This is a genomic window from Pseudomonas sp. 31-12 (assembly GCF_003151075.1).
Classification (GTDB): Bacteria; Pseudomonadota; Gammaproteobacteria; order Pseudomonadales; family Pseudomonadaceae; genus Aquipseudomonas.
This window is the reverse complement of the sequence record NZ_CP029482.1, coordinates 642,999-659,091: the sequence shown is the minus strand read 5'-3', so window position 1 is coordinate 659,091 and position 16,093 is coordinate 642,999. Positions and strand designations below refer to the sequence as shown.

The window sequence follows — 16,093 nt, the reverse complement described above, 5'->3', positions numbered from 1 at the left end:
GGTCAGTCGGCATCGATGTTGAATGATCAACCGCTTTCGCGAGCAAGCCCGCTCCCACATTGACCGTGTACGATCTGATATCTCACACAAAAACGCCCGGCATATGCCGGGCGTTTTTTATTGGCCGACGATCACTCGTGATATTGCGCCGACAGCTCATGCACCGCGCGCATGAACGCACCCGCATGTTCCGGATCAACTTCCGGGGTGATGCCATGGCCGAGGTTGAACACGTGACCACTGCCCTTGCCATAGCTGGCGAGGATGCGGCCAACTTCGGTGCGAATGGCTTCTGGCTTGGCGTACAGCACGGTCGGGTCCATGTTGCCTTGCAGGGCAACTTTGTTGCCGACACGCTGGCGGGCTTCGCCGATGTCGCAGGTCCAGTCCAGGCCCAAGGCGTCAGCACCGGCATCGGCGATGCTTTCCAGCCACAGGCCGCCGTTCTTGGTGAACAGGATGACCGGTACTTTGCGGCCTTCGTGTTCGCGGATCAGGCCGCTGACGATTTTGCGCATGTAGGCCAGGGAGAATTCCTGGTACGCCGCCGCCGAGAGGTTGCCGCCCCAGGTGTCGAAGATCTGCACCGCTTGCGCGCCAGCCATGATCTGGCCGTTGAGGTAGCTGGTGACCGACTGTGCGAGCTTGTCCAGCAGCAGGTGCATGGCTTGCGGGTTGTCGTAGAGCATGGCCTTGGTCTTGCGGAAGTCTTTCGACGAGCCGCCTTCGACCATGTAGGTGGCCAGGGTCCATGGGCTGCCGGAGAAGCCGATCAGCGGCACGCGGCCATTCAGTTCACGGCGGATGGTGCTGACCGCATCCATGACGTAGCCGAGGTCTTTGTGCGGATCAGGAATCGGCAGGGCTTCGATGTCGGCCAGGGTGCTGACCACTTTTTTGAAGCGTGGACCTTCACCGGTTTCGAAGTACAGGCCCTGGCCCATAGCGTCCGGGATGGTGAGGATGTCGGAGAACAGGATCGCCGCGTCCAGTTGCGGATAGCGGTCGAGCGGCTGCATCGTGACTTCGCAAGCGAACTCCGGGTTCATGCACAGGCTCATGAAGTCACCGGCCTTGGCGCGGCTGGCGCGGTATTCCGGCAGGTAGCGACCGGCCTGACGCATCATCCACACGGGGGTGACGTCTACGGGTTGCTTGAGCAGGGCACGAAGGAAACGGTCGTTCTTCAGGGCAGTCATGTCGGCATCCGGAAAAAAAGTGCGGGCATTTTCTCAGAGCGCGACGCAAAAGGCACGGTTGCAGGTCAGCCTTTTGTCTATCGGGTCAATTTGTCGCAATAAACACGCAGATTTCAGCAACACCCGGAAACCAATGTGGGAGCTGGCCTGCCAGCGATGCGGCCACCTCGGTAGTCAACAAGACCGAGGTGATGCAATCGCTGGCAGGCCAGCTCCCACAGGGTTACTGCATGTCAGGTCTGGATCGGGGGTTAGACGCCCAGGTAATCCAGGATCCCTTCAGCGGCATTACGCCCTTCGAAGATCGCCGTCACCACTAGGTCAGACCCGCGAACCATGTCGCCACCGGCGAAGATTTTCGGGTTGCTGGTCTGGTGCTTGTACTGACCTTGTTCCGGTGCCACGACGCGGCCCTGGCTGTCGGTCTGGATGCTGTGCTGCTCAAACCACGACGCCGGGCTTGGGCGGAAACCGAAGGCGATGACCACGGCGTCAGCCGGGATGATCTCTTCGGAGCCCGGGATCGGCTCGGGGCTGCGACGGCCACGGGCGTCAGGCTCGCCGAGACGGGTCTCGACCACTTTCACGCCTTCGACCTTGTCTTCACCCACGATGGCGATCGGCTGGCGGTTGTAGAGGAATTTCACGCCTTCTTCCTTGGCGTTCTTCACCTCTTTACGCGAGCCCGGCATGTTCGCTTCGTCACGACGATAGGCGCAGGTCACCGACTTGGCGCCCTGGCGAATCGACGTGCGGTTGCAGTCCATTGCCGTGTCGCCGCCGCCCAGCACCACGACCTTCTTGCCTTTCATGTCGACGAAATCTTCCGGCGACTTTTCAAAGCCCAGGTTGCGGTTGACGTTGGCGATCAGGAAGTCCAGCGCGTCATGCACGCCCGGCAGGTCCTCACCGGCAAAGCCGCCCTTCATGTAGGTGTAGGTGCCCATGCCCATGAACACGGCATCGTATTCTTCGAGCAGTTGCTCGACGGTCACGTCCTTGCCCACTTCGGTGTTCAGACGGAACTCGATGCCCATGCCGGTGAAGACTTCGCGGCGATTGCTCAGCACGGTCTTTTCCAGCTTGAACTCCGGGATGCCGAAGGTCAGCAGACCGCCGATTTCCGGGTTCTTGTCGAACACCACCGGGGTCACGCCGCCGCGTACCAGCACGTCGGCACAACCGAGGCCGGCCGGGCCTGCACCGATGATCGCCACACGCTTGCCGGTCGGTATGACCTTGGACATGTCCGGACGCCAGCCCATGGCGAACGCGGTGTCGGTGATGTACTTCTCGACCGAACCGATGGTCACCGCGCCGAAGCCGTCGTTGAGGGTGCAAGCACCCTCGCACAGACGATCCTGCGGGCACACCCGACCGCAGACTTCCGGCAGGGTGTTGGTCTGGTGCGACAGCTCGGCGGCCTGGAGGATGTTGCCCTCGGCCACCAGCTTCAGCCAGTTCGGAATGAAGTTGTGCACCGGGCACTTCCATTCGCAATACGGGTTACCGCAACCCAGGCAGCGGTGGGCCTGATCGGCCGAATGCTGGGGTTTGAAGGGTTCGTAGATCTCCACGAACTCTTTCTTGCGTTGACGCAACAGTTTCTTCTTCGGATCTTTGCGCCCGACGTCGATGAACTGGAAGTCGTTATTCAGACGTTCAGCCATTGTTAAAACCTCATCAAACTCTTCAGGCGCATATCACTGCGGGTTGGCACGGGTGCTGGAAAGCAACGATTTCAGGTTGGCAGCCTTGGGCTTGACCAGCCAGAAACGACGCAGATAGTCGTCAAGGTTTTCAGCGAGGTTACGACCCCATTCGCTGTCGGTTTCCTCGACGTATTCGTTCAGCACGCGTTGCAAGTGGCTGCGATAGGCTTCCATCGCCTCACCGCTGATCCGCTGGATTTCCACCAGTTCGTGGTTGACCCGGTCAACAAAGCTGTTGTCCTGGTCGAGCACGTAGGCGAAACCGCCGGTCATGCCTGAGCCGAAGTTGTAACCGGTCTTGCCCAGGACGCAGACGAAACCACCGGTCATGTACTCGCAGCAGTGATCGCCCGTGCCTTCCACAACCGTGTGGGCACCGGAGTTACGCACGGCAAAACGCTCGCCCGCGGTGCCGGCGGCGAACAGCTTGCCGCCCGTGGCGCCGTAGAGGCAGGTGTTGCCGATGATGGCACTGTCCTGAGTCTTGTAGACGCTGCCCTTCGGCGGAACGATGACCAGCTTGCCGCCGGTCATGCCTTTGCCGACATAGTCGTTGGCGTCGCCTTCCAGGTACATGTTCAGGCCACCGGCGTTCCACACACCGAAGCTCTGACCGGCCGTCCCTTTGAAGCGGAAGGTGATCGGCGCGTTCGCCATGCCTTGGTTGCCGTGCTTGCGCGCGATTTCACCGGAGATTCGTGCGCCGATCGAACGGTCGCAGTTGCAGATGTCCAGGGCAAAATCGGCGCCGCTCATGTCATTGATGGCCGAGGTGGCCATGTCGACCATTTTTTCGGCCAGCAGGCCCTTGTCGAACGGCGGGTTGCGGTCGACCTGGCAGAACTGGGGTTTGTCTGCCGGGATGTGATCGCTGCCCAGCAACGGGGTCAGGTCCAGGTGGTTCTGCTTGGCGGTCTGGCCTTCGAGGATGTCCAACAGATCGGTACGACCGATCAGCTCTTCGAGGGAGCGCACGCCCAGCTTGGCCAACCACTCACGGGTTTCTTCGGCGACGTAGGTGAAGAAATTCACCACCATGTCGACGGTACCGATGTAGTGATCCTTGCGCAGCTTCTCGTTCTGAGTCGCGACGCCGGTGGCGCAGTTGTTCAGGTGGCAAATACGCAGGTATTTGCAGCCCAGGGCTATCATTGGCGCGGTGCCGAAGCCGAAGCTTTCAGCGCCGAGGATCGCAGCCTTGATCACGTCGAGGCCGGTTTTCAGGCCACCGTCGGTCTGCACCCGGACTTTGCCGCGCAAGTCGTTGCCGCGCAGGGTCTGGTGGGTTTCGGCCAGGCCGAGTTCCCACGGAGCGCCCGCGTATTTGATCGAGGTCAGCGGCGATGCGCCGGTGCCGCCGTCGTAGCCGGAGATGGTGATCAAGTCCGCATAGGCCTTGGCCACACCGGCAGCGATGGTGCCGACGCCCGCTTCTGCCACCAACTTCACCGAGACCAGGGCCTTCGGGTTGACTTGTTTCAGGTCGAAAATCAGCTGCGACAAGTCTTCGATCGAATAGATGTCGTGGTGCGGCGGCGGCGAAATCAGGGTCACGCCTGGCACTGCGTAACGCAGCTTGGCGATCAGGCCGTTGACCTTGCCACCTGGCAGTTGACCGCCTTCGCCGGGCTTGGCGCCTTGGGCGACCTTGATCTGCAGCACTTCAGCGTTGACCAGGTATTCCGGGGTTACACCGAAACGGCCCGTCGCGACTTGCTTGATTTTCGAGCTCTTGATGGTGCCGTAGCGCGCCGGGTCTTCGCCGCCTTCGCCGGAGTTGGAACGCGCACCAAGGCGGTTCATGGCTTCGGCCAGGGCTTCGTGAGCCTCAGGCGACAAGGCGCCCAACGAGATGCCGGCGGAGTCGAAGCGCTTGAGCACCGATTCCAGCGGTTCGATCTCGCTGATGTCCAGCGGCGTGTCCAGGGTCTTGACCTTGAACAAGTCGCGGATCATCGACACCGGACGGTTGTCGACCAGCGCCGTGTATTCCTTGAACTTGCTGTAGTCGCCCTGCTGCACTGCGGCTTGCAGGGTGTTGACCACGTCCGGGTTGTACGCGTGATATTCGCCACCGTGGACGAACTTCAGCAGACCGCCCTGCTGGATCGGCTTGCGCGGGCTCCAGGCTTCGGCGGCCAGGGCTTTCTGCTCGGCTTCGATGTCGACGAAACGCGCACCCTTGATGCGGCTTGGCACGCCACGGAAGCTCAGCTCGCAAACTTCTTCGGACAGGCCGATGGCTTCGAACAGCTGCGCACCGCGGTACGAGGTGATGGTCGAGATGCCCATCTTCGACAGGATCTTCAACAGACCTTTGGTGATGCCTTTGCGGTAGTTCTTGAACACCTCATAGAGGTCGCCCAAGACTTCACCGGTGCGGATCAGGTCGCCCAGCACTTCGTAGGCCAGGAACGGATAGACCGCCGAGGCGCCGAAACCGATCAACACCGCAAAGTGATGCGGGTCGCGAGCGGTGGCGGTTTCCACGAGGATGTTGGAGTCGCAGCGCAGGCCTTTTTCGGTCAGGCGGTGGTGTACCGCGCCGGTGGCCAGGGAGGCGTGGATCGGCAACTTGCCCGGGGCAATGTGACGGTCACTCAACACGACCTGGGTGCGGCCGGAGCGCACGGCTTCTTCGGCCTGATCGGCAACGTTGCGGATGGCCGCTTCGAGGCCGACGCTTTCGTCGTAGTTGAGGTCGATGATCGCGCGCTCGAAGCCCGGGCGATCGAGGTTCATCAGCGAGCGCCACTTGGCCGGGGAAATGACCGGCGAGCTGAGGATCACGCGCGAGGCGTGCTCCGGCGACTCCTGGAAGATGTTGCGCTCGGCACCGAGGCAGATCTCCAGCGACATGACGATGGCTTCACGCAGCGGGTCGATTGGCGGGTTGGTGACCTGCGCGAACTGCTGGCGGAAATAGTCGTACGGCGTGCGCACGCGCTGGGACAGCACGGCCATCGGCGTATCGTCGCCCATCGAGCCGACGGCTTCGTAGCCTTGCTCGCCGAGCGGACGCAGCACCTGATCGCGCTCTTCGAACGTGACCTGGTACATCTTCATGTACTGCTTGAGCTGATCGACGTCGTAGAAAGCCGAACCGTGGTCGTTGTCTTCCATGGTCGCCTGGATGCGCAGGGCATTCTTGCGCAGCCATTGCTTGTACGGATGACGGGACTTCAGGCGGTTGTCGATCGCATCGGTGTCGAGGATCTGACCGGTTTCGGTGTCCACGGCAAAGATCTGGCCCGGACCGACGCGGCCCTTGGCGATCACGTCTTCAGGCTGGTAGTTCCAGACACCGATTTCCGAGGCCAGGGTGATGAAGCCGTTCTTGGTGGTGACCCAGCGCGCAGGGCGCAGACCGTTACGGTCGAGCAGGCACACTGCGTAGCGACCATCGGTCATTACCACGCCGGCCGGGCCGTCCCACGGCTCCATGTGCATCGAGTTGTATTCGTAGAACGCACGCAGGTCCGGGTCCATGGTTTCGACGTTCTGCCACGCAGGCGGAATGATCATCCGCACGCCACGGAACAGGTCGATGCCACCGGTGACCATCAGCTCGAGCATGTTGTCCATGCTGGAGGAGTCGGAACCGACGCGATTGACCAGCGGGCCGAGTTCTTCCAGGTCCATCAGGTCGTTGGTGAATTTGGTGCGACGGGCCACGGCCCAGTTGCGGTTGCCGGTGATGGTGTTGATCTCGCCGTTGTGCGCCAGGAAGCGGAACGGTTGAGCCAGCGGCCATTTCGGCAGGGTGTTGGTGGAGAAGCGCTGGTGGAACACGCAAATCGAGGTTTGCAGGCGCTGGTCGCTGAGGTCTGGATAGAAGGCGGACAGATCCGCCGGCATCATCAGGCCTTTATAAATGATGGTCTTGTGCGAAAAGCTGCAGATGTAGTGGTCGGTGTCGGCGGCATTGGCCACGGACGAGCGACGGCGGGAAGTGAACAGCTTGATCGCCATGTCTTGGTCGCTCAGGCCTTCACCGCCGATGTACACCTGTTCGATCTGCGGCAAACGCTCCAGGGCCAGGCGGCCGAGGACGCTGGTGTCGATCGGCACTTTGCGCCAGCCGACGAGTTGCAGGCCGGCGGCCAGGATCTCGCGGTTCATGTTCTCGCGAGCGGCTTCGGCTTTGACCGGGTCCTGGTTGAAGAAGACCATGCCCACGGCATATTGCTTGGGCAGTTCGACACCGAATGTTTCCTGGGCGATGGCTCGCAGGAACACGTCCGGTTTTTGAATCAGCAGACCGCAACCGTCACCGGTCTTGCCGTCGGCGTTGATCCCACCGCGGTGGGTCATGCAGGTCAGGGCCTCAATGGCCGTTTGCAAAAGGGTATGACTGGGCTCGCCCTGCATATGGGCAATCAGGCCGAAACCGCAGTTATCCTTGAATTCATCTGGTTGGTACAGACCTGCTTTCATAGACACTTTCTCACCAGGCTGCCTCTTTTCGAGGCAAATTTCTTTTCAATTCAACCACTTGCGATCCGCGCCGAACGTACGCCGGCTTAGCGGGGGCAAAAGGGTGGTCATTGTACACAGCGACACAGAGGCTCACAAATTTGACGACGAACTGTCGCAAATCCATGTCGCATTTGTGAAAGGTTTAAAGCGATCTGCTGTGCTAGTCAAAACTTTTTTAATTTTGACCGCAACGACTCAAAGACTACTGTAACGCAGACACCACAAGGCACGCGGTCTTGAGAGACGGCATGCGCTTGCAGAAATTTTGAGGTGCTTGGAGAGGCGGCCTGGGTAAGGCCGCCGAATCTTCAGCGAGTTGTTGCCAGTTCCTGTTGGACGCTGGCGACAGTGCGAGGCCAAGGTTTACCAGCCTGAACCTTCGCTGGCAAGGCCTTGATGGCGGTAAGGGCTGCATCGCGGTTGGCGAAGTTACCGTAGGTGATCACGTAAAGCGGCTTGCCGTTGAGCACTTTCTTGAAATAACGGTACTCGCCGCCCTGCTCTTTCACGAAGTTTTGCGCAGTCGCTTCGGAGCTGGTGCCGAGGATCTGCACCACGTAGTTACTGGTCGGCTGACCGGCGTACCAAGTACCGCCTGCGCCTTTCGCAGGAGCGGCGGCCGGTTTCTCGGCAGGCTTGGCGGTGGCCACGGCGGCTGGCTTGGCTGGCGCCGGAGCCGGCTTCACGGCAGGCGCAGCCGGGGCTGGCTTGGCGGTCGCGACCTGAGTCGGCGCTGGAGCCGGTTTAGCGGCCGGTGTCGGCGCAGGGCCAGGCTGGATGCCGGCAGGCGGTGCAGTGGTGGTCACGGTTGGCGGTGTTGCGCTGGAACCCTCGACCGGCACGCCGTCGTCGCCTTCGGTGATACCACCGGCCGCTTCGGCCAACGGACCGCGCATGACCGGTTGCGAGTTGCCGACCAGCGGCAATGGCATCGGTTGCGAATTACCGGCGAATTCGACGGAAGGCGCACCGTCGCTGTTAGGTTGTGGCGTGCCCTGGCCGAGCGGCAATTGCGCCTGCTCGTTGGCTGGCGCGCCGGTGGTCGGTGCTTTGCTGCGACCCGGCATCAACCAGGCGGCGGCTACCGCGACCACGACGACGGCGGAAATCGCCAATACGTGTTTCTTCGGCATGTTGAACCCCATACTTGGACGCTTGACCGCTGAGCGGCTGGCAATCATGGCTTCGATCATTGCATCGCGGGCAACCTGGTTGATGGTGCCAGGCCAGCCGTCGGAGCTTTCGTGAATATCAGAGATCTGATCTGCGGTAAAAAGTTCGATACCCCGGCCGGCGCCTTCGAGCCGCTGGTCCAGATATTCGCGGGTTTCTTCTTCGGTGTAAGGCTGCAACTCGATGACGTGGAAACGCTCTTCCTCGAGGCTCAGCGCGTCGAGTTGAGCAATCAGCGAGGACTCACCGAACAGGAACACATGCGGACGACCTTCCGGCGCACCGGCGGCCAGGGCCAGCAAGGCCTCCAGCGCGGATTCGTCGAGCTGCTCGGCGTCATCCACCAGCAAATAGACTTCCTGCCCGGTCAGCGCCAGTTGCACGACCTGCGACAGAATCGCGTTGACCTCCGCCTGGGCGACGTTCAGCGCCTGAGCCACCTGACGCAGCACGCCGGCCGCATCGCCGGCGCCACGGGCGGAAACCACGACGCTTTGCACTGATTGCTTGTTGGTGCTGGCCACCAGGGCCTGGCGCAACAGGGTCTTGCCACTGCCTTGCGGGCCCGTGACCACCAGCAGCAACTGGCTATAGCGTGCCAGGTGATGCAGTTGCCCCAGCACCGGTTTGCGCTGGGCCGGGAAGAATTTGAAGCCAGGCACCCGTGGAGCAAACGGGTCATGACTCAACTGGTAATGGCCGAGGAAAGCCTCGTCGGCATGCAAACTAGTCATCGGGATCTTATTAACCTTTAAGCTGAGCCAGGGCGCGGTAATCCGCTCCCAGCGTGGCCTGTAAAACTTCTTTCGGATAATCGTCGGTCACCACCGCTTCGCCCATGTGGCGCAGCAGCACCAGGCGTAAACGACCGTCAATCACTTTCTTGTCAATTGCCATGTGTTCGAGAAAATCGGCTTCGGTCATCTCGTCAGGCGGGATGACCGGCAGGCCGGCACGCTGAAACAGGCGAATGCCGCGATCGCGCTCTTGCTCGCTGATCCAGCCCAGTCGCGCGGACATTTCCAAAGCCATTACGGTGCCAGCAGCGACCGCTTCCCCATGAAGCCAGACACCATAGCCCATATGGGTTTCGATAGCGTGTCCGAAGGTGTGGCCCAGGTTCAACGTGGCACGAACACCGGTTTCCTTCTCGTCGGCGCCGACCACCTCAGCCTTGGCGGCGCAGGAACGCTCGATGGCGTACGTCAGGGCGACCTGATCCAGGGCACGCAGGCGATCAACGTTTTCTTCGAGCCAGGTCAGGAACGGCTCGTCGCAGATCAGCCCGTACTTGATGACTTCCGCCAGCCCGGCAGAGAGTTCCCGGGCCGGCAGGGTATTGAGGGTCGCGGTATCGATCAGCACCACGTTTGGCTGATAGAAGGCGCCGACCATATTCTTGCCCAGCGGATGGTTGATTCCTGTCTTGCCGCCCACCGAGGAGTCGACTTGCGACAGCAATGTGGTCGGGACCTGGATGAAATCGACACCACGCTGATAGCAGGCCGCCGCAAAACCGGCCATGTCACCAATCACACCGCCGCCGAGGGCGATTACTGTGGTGCGGCGGTCATGGCGTGCGGTCAGCAGGCCGTCGAAAATCAGCTGCAGGGTTTCCCAGGTTTTGAAAGCTTCGCCGTCGGGCAACACCACGGAAATCACCGAGAACTGCGCGAGGCTGCGGGTCAGACGTTCGAGATAGAGCGGCGCAACGGTCTCGTTGGAGACGATCGCCACTTGCCGTCCGCGGATGTGCGGGGCCAGCAGCTCAGGCTGATCCAACAAACCTTCGCCAATATGAATCGGGTAGCTGCGCTCGCCTAGATCGACCTTGAGTGTCTGCATGTGTCCCCACAGTGAAGATGGAATCAGGCGTCCTGCCATGAGTTAACGAATGTCCACGGCGCCTGCTGGTGTGACGCCGTTCGGTAGCCATCCGCCACAACCTTGAGCGGTGGTGACAGGACGCCGAGGATAGCGCATTTCGCGCCTCGCTTTAACGGGGAGGTAGTTGCTGCAAGCGTTCGAGAATATCGAGCACCACCATTCGTGGTGGCCGCTCATCGGTTTCAACCACCAGGTCGGCGATTTCCCGATACAGCGGATCGCGGATCGCCAGCAGATCCCGCAGGGTCTTGGCCGGATCGGCGGTGCGCAACAACGGACGATTACGATCGCGAGACGTGCGGCCGACCTGCTGCTCGACTGAGGCATGCAGATAGACCACCCGACCGCCGGCGTGCAACGCCCGACGATTGGCTTCGCGCATCACCGCGCCCCCACCGGTCGCCAGCACCACGCCGTCGCAGCCGCACAGCTCGGCGATCATCGCCTGCTCACGGTCACGAAAGCCCGGTTCGCCTTCTTTATCGAAAATCCACGGGATATTGGCGCCCGTGCGCAATTCAATTTCCTTATCGGAATCTTTGAACGGCAGGCGCAGCTCTTTGGCCAGCAACCGGCCGATGGTGCTTTTTCCAGCTCCCATCGGTCCAACAAGAATCAAATTTCGCACAGAATCAATGACTCACAGCAATCGCCTGGTTATTCATGATACGCGGAGTGAGAAATACCAGCAGCTCGGATTTTTTCTCCGAAACCACATCACGCCGGAAAAGGCGGCCAAGATACGGCACATCACCGAGAAATGGCACCTTATCTACAACCTTGCTCTGAGTATTTGAGAAAACCCCGCCAATGACGATGGTCTCGCCATCATTGACCAGGACCTTGGCATTGACCTCGTTTTTCTTGATCGGCGGCACATCCTGGACCTTGTTCAGATAGTCCGGTTCGTCCTTGGTGACCTTGACCTCCATGATGATGCGGTTGTCCGGGGTGATCTGTGGCGTGACCTCAAGGGACAGCGACGCCTCCTTGAACGACACCGACGTGGCACCGCTGGAGCTGGCCTCCTGATAGGGAATCTCGGTGCCCTTGAGGATTTTCGCGGTCTCCTTGTCGGACGTGACCACCTTGGGCTGCGAAACGATTTCCCCGTTGCCGGTTTTCTCCATGGCCGAAAGCTCAAGGTCCAGCAGCACATTGTCGGTAATGAAGGCGATGCCGATCCCCGAAGTATTGGCAGAGGTCCCCAAGTCGACGAACGGCGAATTGGTACTGGTGCTGCCCGGCGTACCAATGGTGGTCGAAGAGCCGTTGACCCCAGACGTGTTCCAGTTGCCCTTCTGCACCGAACCACCCCAGCGCACGCCGAGGCTCTTGTCGTAGTCGACGTTGGCTTCGACGATTCGCGCCTCGATCATGACCTGGCGCACCGGGATATCCAGTTGCGCGACGATACGACGAAGTTCGTCGAGTCGGTCCTGGGTCTGGTAGGCAATGATGTTGTTGGTCCGCTCATCGACCGTGATAGAACCCCGCTCGTCGATTTTCGCTTCGGCACTGGTCACCGAGGTGAACAGCTTGGCGATATCGGCAGCCTTCGCGTAGTTGACCTGCAACAACTCACGACGCAGGGGCGCAAGCTCGGAGATTTGCTTCTGCGACTCCAGTTCCTGACGCTCGCGCGCCGCGATTTCATCGGCCGGCGCCACCAGCAGGACGTTGCCGATCTTGCGCTTGTCCAGGCCTTTGGTTTTTAGCACCAGGTCCAGCGCCTGGTCCCACGGCACGTTCTGCAAACGCAAGGTGATGCCGCCCTGCACCGTGTCGCTGGCCACCAGATTGAGGTTGGTGAAATCGGCGATCAGTTGCAGCACCGAACGCACATCGATGTCCTGGAAATTCAGCGAGAGCTTTTCACCGGTATAGGCAAAACGCTCGGCGTTGCGCTTTTGCAGGTCATCGACCGTCATCGGCCGGATGCTGACCGTCAGCTTGTTGTCAGTCTGGTAGGTCGAATAATCGAACGCGCCGCTGGGCTCAATGCTGATTGTGGCCCGGTCGCCCGTGGCGCTGGCATTGACGAACTGCACCGGGGTGGCGAAATCCTTGACGTCCAGGCGCACACGCAATGGCTCTGGCAATTGGGTTCTGGCAAAACCGAGGATGATCTTGCCGTCGCGTTCCTGAATATCCGGGGCGATGGAAGGATCCGACAGATCAATCACCACATTGCCTTCACCCTGCGTGCCGCGCTGGAAATCCACACCACGGATGGCCTTGCCCACGGGTGCGTAGGCTTTCGTCGGGGCTGGCGTTGCAGTCGCGGCGCGGGGTGCGCTGGCGGGCGGGCGGGACGCTTTGTTGGTGGCGCCTTGCCCGACCACCACGATCAGATTGTTGCCCTCAACCCGTGCGCTGTAAGGGGTTAACTGAGTCAGATTGATGATAAGTCGCGTACGGTCCTTGGCTTCCACCACTGTGGCGCTACGGGCATTTCCGCCGCCCAGTTCACGATTTTTGCTTTTGAGCTGACTGACAACGCCGGGCAGATCCAGCGCAATGCGTGCGGGCGACTCGGTCGTGTAACCGTGGGGTTGCGGGGGCGGGCTATCGAAAGACAACTTCAACTCGACACGATCACCCGGTAGCGCGGCGACATCCAGCGCTTTGAGGTTGGCCGCTTGTACCATCGGCGACAGCAACGCTATCCATAGCGAGATACCGAGGGTTGAGAAAATCCTGTTCATTATTCGAGTTCCACTATGAGTGCTCTTTCAAAGGGATGGTCCGTGGTCGTTCCAGCCAGGCGCCTTCGCCGTCGGGAACGATTTCGACCACATCGACTTGCGAGCCGCTGATGGCGACGATCCGTCCATCGTTACGCCCCAGGTAATCGCCGACTTTCAGCCGATGCACCCCGCCTGCCCCGCGCAACAGCGCAAAGGAGCCGGTGGCATTGGAAATCGTGCCGACCATTTCAAACTGCTCGATGTTGAAACCTTCGAGGTATTGCTTGGCCCGGTTGGGGTCGGGTTTGACGTTGCGCGAGCCGCGCTTTTGCCCCGCCAGGTCGACCCTGACCTGCCGGGAAAACGGGCTGCGCAGGTTGGCAGCGTTGTAGGTGAACGTTGGGTAAGACCGGAATGTCGGCGTTGGTTCAATCTTGCCGGGTGGCCGCAGGCGCACTTCGTTCATGTAGGCGTCGAGGTCACCGACGTCATTGCCGTTGCCGCAACCGGCCAGACCGGCGAACAACACAACCATCAACAAGCAACGAATCGGGGTCATTTCTGCAGCCCCTTGTCGTTATAGCGGTAGGTCTTGGCCAGGATGCTCATGCGCAGCTTCGGACCGCCTTCGGGGTCGGCTGGCGCGAGATCGAAATCATGCAGCGTAACGATCCGCGGCAATCCGGCCACGCCACTGACGAACGTCGCCAGGTCGTGATAGGCGCCGGTCACGGTGATCTGGATCGGCAGTTCGATGTAGAACTGCTGGGTAACTTCCGGCAGCAGCTTGATCTCTTCGAACTCCAGCCCGCTGCCGAGGCCAGTGCGGGTGATGTCTTCCAGCAGCCCCGGTACTTCGGTGTCGCTGGGCAATTGCCGCAGTAACACACCGAAAGAGTTCTCCATCTCTTTCATCTGCTGGGTGTACAGCTCCAGGTTCGCCGCCATGTGCGCCTTGGTCGCGAATTGCTCCTTGAGGGTCGACTCTTGCTCACGTTGAAGTTCGAGGTGATCTTCCAGATCGCTGATGTAAAAGGTGTAACCAAGGGTCAGCACCAGCACCATCAGCAAGACACCCGCCAGGGCCTTGATCGCTGGCGGCCAGGAGCCCATGTTGTTGGTGTCCAGATCGTTGATGTCGATCTTGCGCAGGCCTTCAAACCATTCCGAGGGGCTCATTTGCCAGCCTCCACGACAGCGGGCTGGGTCTGACGAACGGTCAACTGAAAGACATTGGCCTGATCCAGCTGCCCGGCAGTGGTGGCTTTGACTTCCGTGAGACTCGGCGCATCGAACCAGTCGGACGCATCCAGATTGCGCATCAGGTCGGAAACACGATTGTTCGATTCCGCCGCGCCGGTAATGGATAGGGTTTTACCGGCCATCTTCACTTCGGTGAAATACACCCCGTCCGGCAGGGTACGCGCCAACTGGTCGAAAATCCTCCCGCTGATCGGACGGTTGCCTTGCAGGTCCTGAATGATGCGCATGCGCTCGACGAGCTGCTGGCGACGGGACTTCAGCTCGCTGATCTGCTTGATGCGCTCGTCGACCACGGCAATCTGTTTGCCGATGTAATCGTTCCGGGCCACCTGTCGGTCAATGGCGGCGTTGATGACTTGGTCTGCGATAAAAATCGCGCCCACCGAGCACACCAATACGCCGACCAGCGCCAGCAAAAAGCGTTTGCGACGTTCTTCACGCAGCTCTTCGCGCCAGGGTAAAAGGTTGATCCGCGCCATCAGTCGAAACTCCTGAGGGCAAGCCCGCAGGCGATCATCAGTGCTGGCGCGTCGCTTGCCAGGGCGCCGGCGTTGACCTTGCTGCTCAACGCCATGTCGGAGAACGGGTTGGCCACCTGGGTCGGTGTGCCGAGCCGCTGTTCGATCAAGCGATCAAGCCCCGGGACTGACGCGGTACCGCCCGCCAGCAGGATGTGATCGACCGCGTTGTACTGACCGGAGGCGAAGAAGAACTGCAACGACCGGGAAACCTGCTGCACCAGCGCATCGCGAAACGGCTGCAAGACTTCGCTGACGTAATCGTCCGGCAACCCGCCCTGCTTCTTCGCCAGCCCCGCCTGCTCGATGGTCAGGCCATAACGACGCTGGATTTCCTCCGTCAGCTGCCGACCGCCGAACAATTGTTCGCGGGTGTAGATGATCCGCCCGTTGTACAGCACGCTCAGGGTGGTCATGGTCGCGCCGATGTCGACCACCGCCACGGTCAGCCCCTCCTGCGAAACCGCCAGTTGCCCGGCCAGTAACGAGAACGATCGCTCCAGCGCATAAGCCTCGACGTCCACCACGCGCGCCGTCAGGCCGGCCAGCGCCAGGGCGGCTTCACGCACTTCGACGTTTTCCTTGCGACAGGCCGCCAGCAGCACATTGACCCGCTCGGGGTTACGCGCCGACGCGCCCTGGACTTCGAAGTCGATGGCGACTTCATCCAACGGATAGGGGATGTACTGATCGGCCTCGATCTTCAGCTGGTTTTCCATCTCGTCGTCGGAAAGACCTGCATCCATCTCAATGGTTTTGGTGATGACTGCCGATCCGGCGACAGCTACGGCGACATTTCTGAGATTGGTTTTGGCCTTGAGCAACACGCGAGAGAGAGCCTGACCCACGCCTTCGAGCTCGGCGATATTTTTTTCGACCACTGCGTTGGCGGGCAAGGGTTCGACCGCATAGGCCTCGACCCGATAACGCTCGCCCTGGCGACTTAGCTCAAGCAGCTTCACCGACGTGGAGCTGATGTCGATCCCCAGAAGCGTGTTGGCTTTTTTATTGAAGAGTCCTAGCACTACCAATTCCCTATGACTATCCGTGTCTTACGGACTCTGTAATACCCATTGCGTTCAAACCACCCGTCTTGACAGCAGCGCAAATGACGCCCTCGACGGAAAAATGCTTATAATGCCCAGCGTTTTTTTCCGGTTTTTACTGCAAGC

General features: G+C 60.5%; 11 protein-coding genes. All 11 read right to left on the bottom strand.

The genetic code is table 11. From position 1 onward, the window contains the following. Positions 1–131: 131 nt before the first annotated feature. The 11 genes from hemE to DJ564_RS03010 all read right to left on the bottom strand — a co-directional run bounded on the left by hemE (position 132) and on the right by DJ564_RS03010 (position 15,946). A complete protein-coding gene (hemE, locus tag DJ564_RS03065; protein WP_109627584.1) occupies positions 132–1,199 on the bottom strand; it encodes a uroporphyrinogen decarboxylase in 1,068 nt (355 codons plus the stop codon). 251 nt (positions 1,200–1,450) lie between these two features. Then, entirely contained in the window at positions 1,451–2,869 is a 1,419-nt protein-coding gene (locus tag DJ564_RS03060) for an FAD-dependent oxidoreductase (RefSeq protein WP_109627581.1), read from the bottom strand. Between the two features lie 33 nt (positions 2,870–2,902). Next, on the bottom strand, positions 2,903–7,348 hold the full coding sequence (gene gltB, locus DJ564_RS03055; protein WP_109627580.1) for a glutamate synthase large subunit: 4,446 nt from the start codon (positions 7,346–7,348) through the stop codon (positions 2,903–2,905). Positions 7,349–7,698: 350 nt separating this feature from the next. Then, positions 7,699–9,297 (bottom strand): AAA family ATPase, encoded by a 1,599-nt coding sequence (locus tag DJ564_RS03045; protein ID WP_109627578.1) that lies wholly within the window; start codon positions 9,295–9,297, stop codon positions 7,699–7,701. A gap of 10 nt (positions 9,298–9,307) precedes the next feature. Then, a complete protein-coding gene (gene aroB / locus DJ564_RS03040) occupies positions 9,308–10,408 on the bottom strand; it encodes a 3-dehydroquinate synthase (RefSeq protein ID WP_109627577.1) in 1,101 nt (366 codons plus the stop codon). A gap of 151 nt (positions 10,409–10,559) precedes the next feature. After that, on the bottom strand, positions 10,560–11,078 hold the full coding sequence (gene aroK / locus DJ564_RS03035; protein WP_010464421.1) for a shikimate kinase AroK: 519 nt from the start codon (positions 11,076–11,078) through the stop codon (positions 10,560–10,562). 4 nt (positions 11,079–11,082) lie between these two features. Next, positions 11,083–13,158 (bottom strand): type IV pilus secretin PilQ, encoded by a 2,076-nt coding sequence (pilQ, locus tag DJ564_RS03030; RefSeq protein WP_109627575.1) that lies wholly within the window; start codon positions 13,156–13,158, stop codon positions 11,083–11,085. A gap of 13 nt (positions 13,159–13,171) precedes the next feature. After that, positions 13,172–13,699, bottom strand: a complete 528-nt coding sequence (locus tag DJ564_RS03025; protein WP_109627573.1) for a pilus assembly protein PilP — start codon at positions 13,697–13,699, stop codon at positions 13,172–13,174. Beyond that, on the bottom strand, positions 13,696–14,319 hold the full coding sequence (pilO, locus tag DJ564_RS03020; protein ID WP_109627572.1) for a type 4a pilus biogenesis protein PilO: 624 nt from the start codon (positions 14,317–14,319) through the stop codon (positions 13,696–13,698). Before pilO ends, DJ564_RS03025 begins: the two co-directional genes overlap by 4 nt. Beyond that, a complete protein-coding gene (locus DJ564_RS03015; protein WP_109627570.1) occupies positions 14,316–14,882 on the bottom strand; it encodes a PilN domain-containing protein in 567 nt (188 codons plus the stop codon). Before DJ564_RS03015 ends, pilO begins: the two co-directional genes overlap by 4 nt. Further along, positions 14,882–15,946, bottom strand: a complete 1,065-nt coding sequence (locus DJ564_RS03010; RefSeq protein WP_109627569.1) for a pilus assembly protein PilM — start codon at positions 15,944–15,946, stop codon at positions 14,882–14,884. Before DJ564_RS03010 ends, DJ564_RS03015 begins: the two co-directional genes overlap by 1 nt. Positions 15,947–16,093 lie beyond the last annotated feature (147 nt).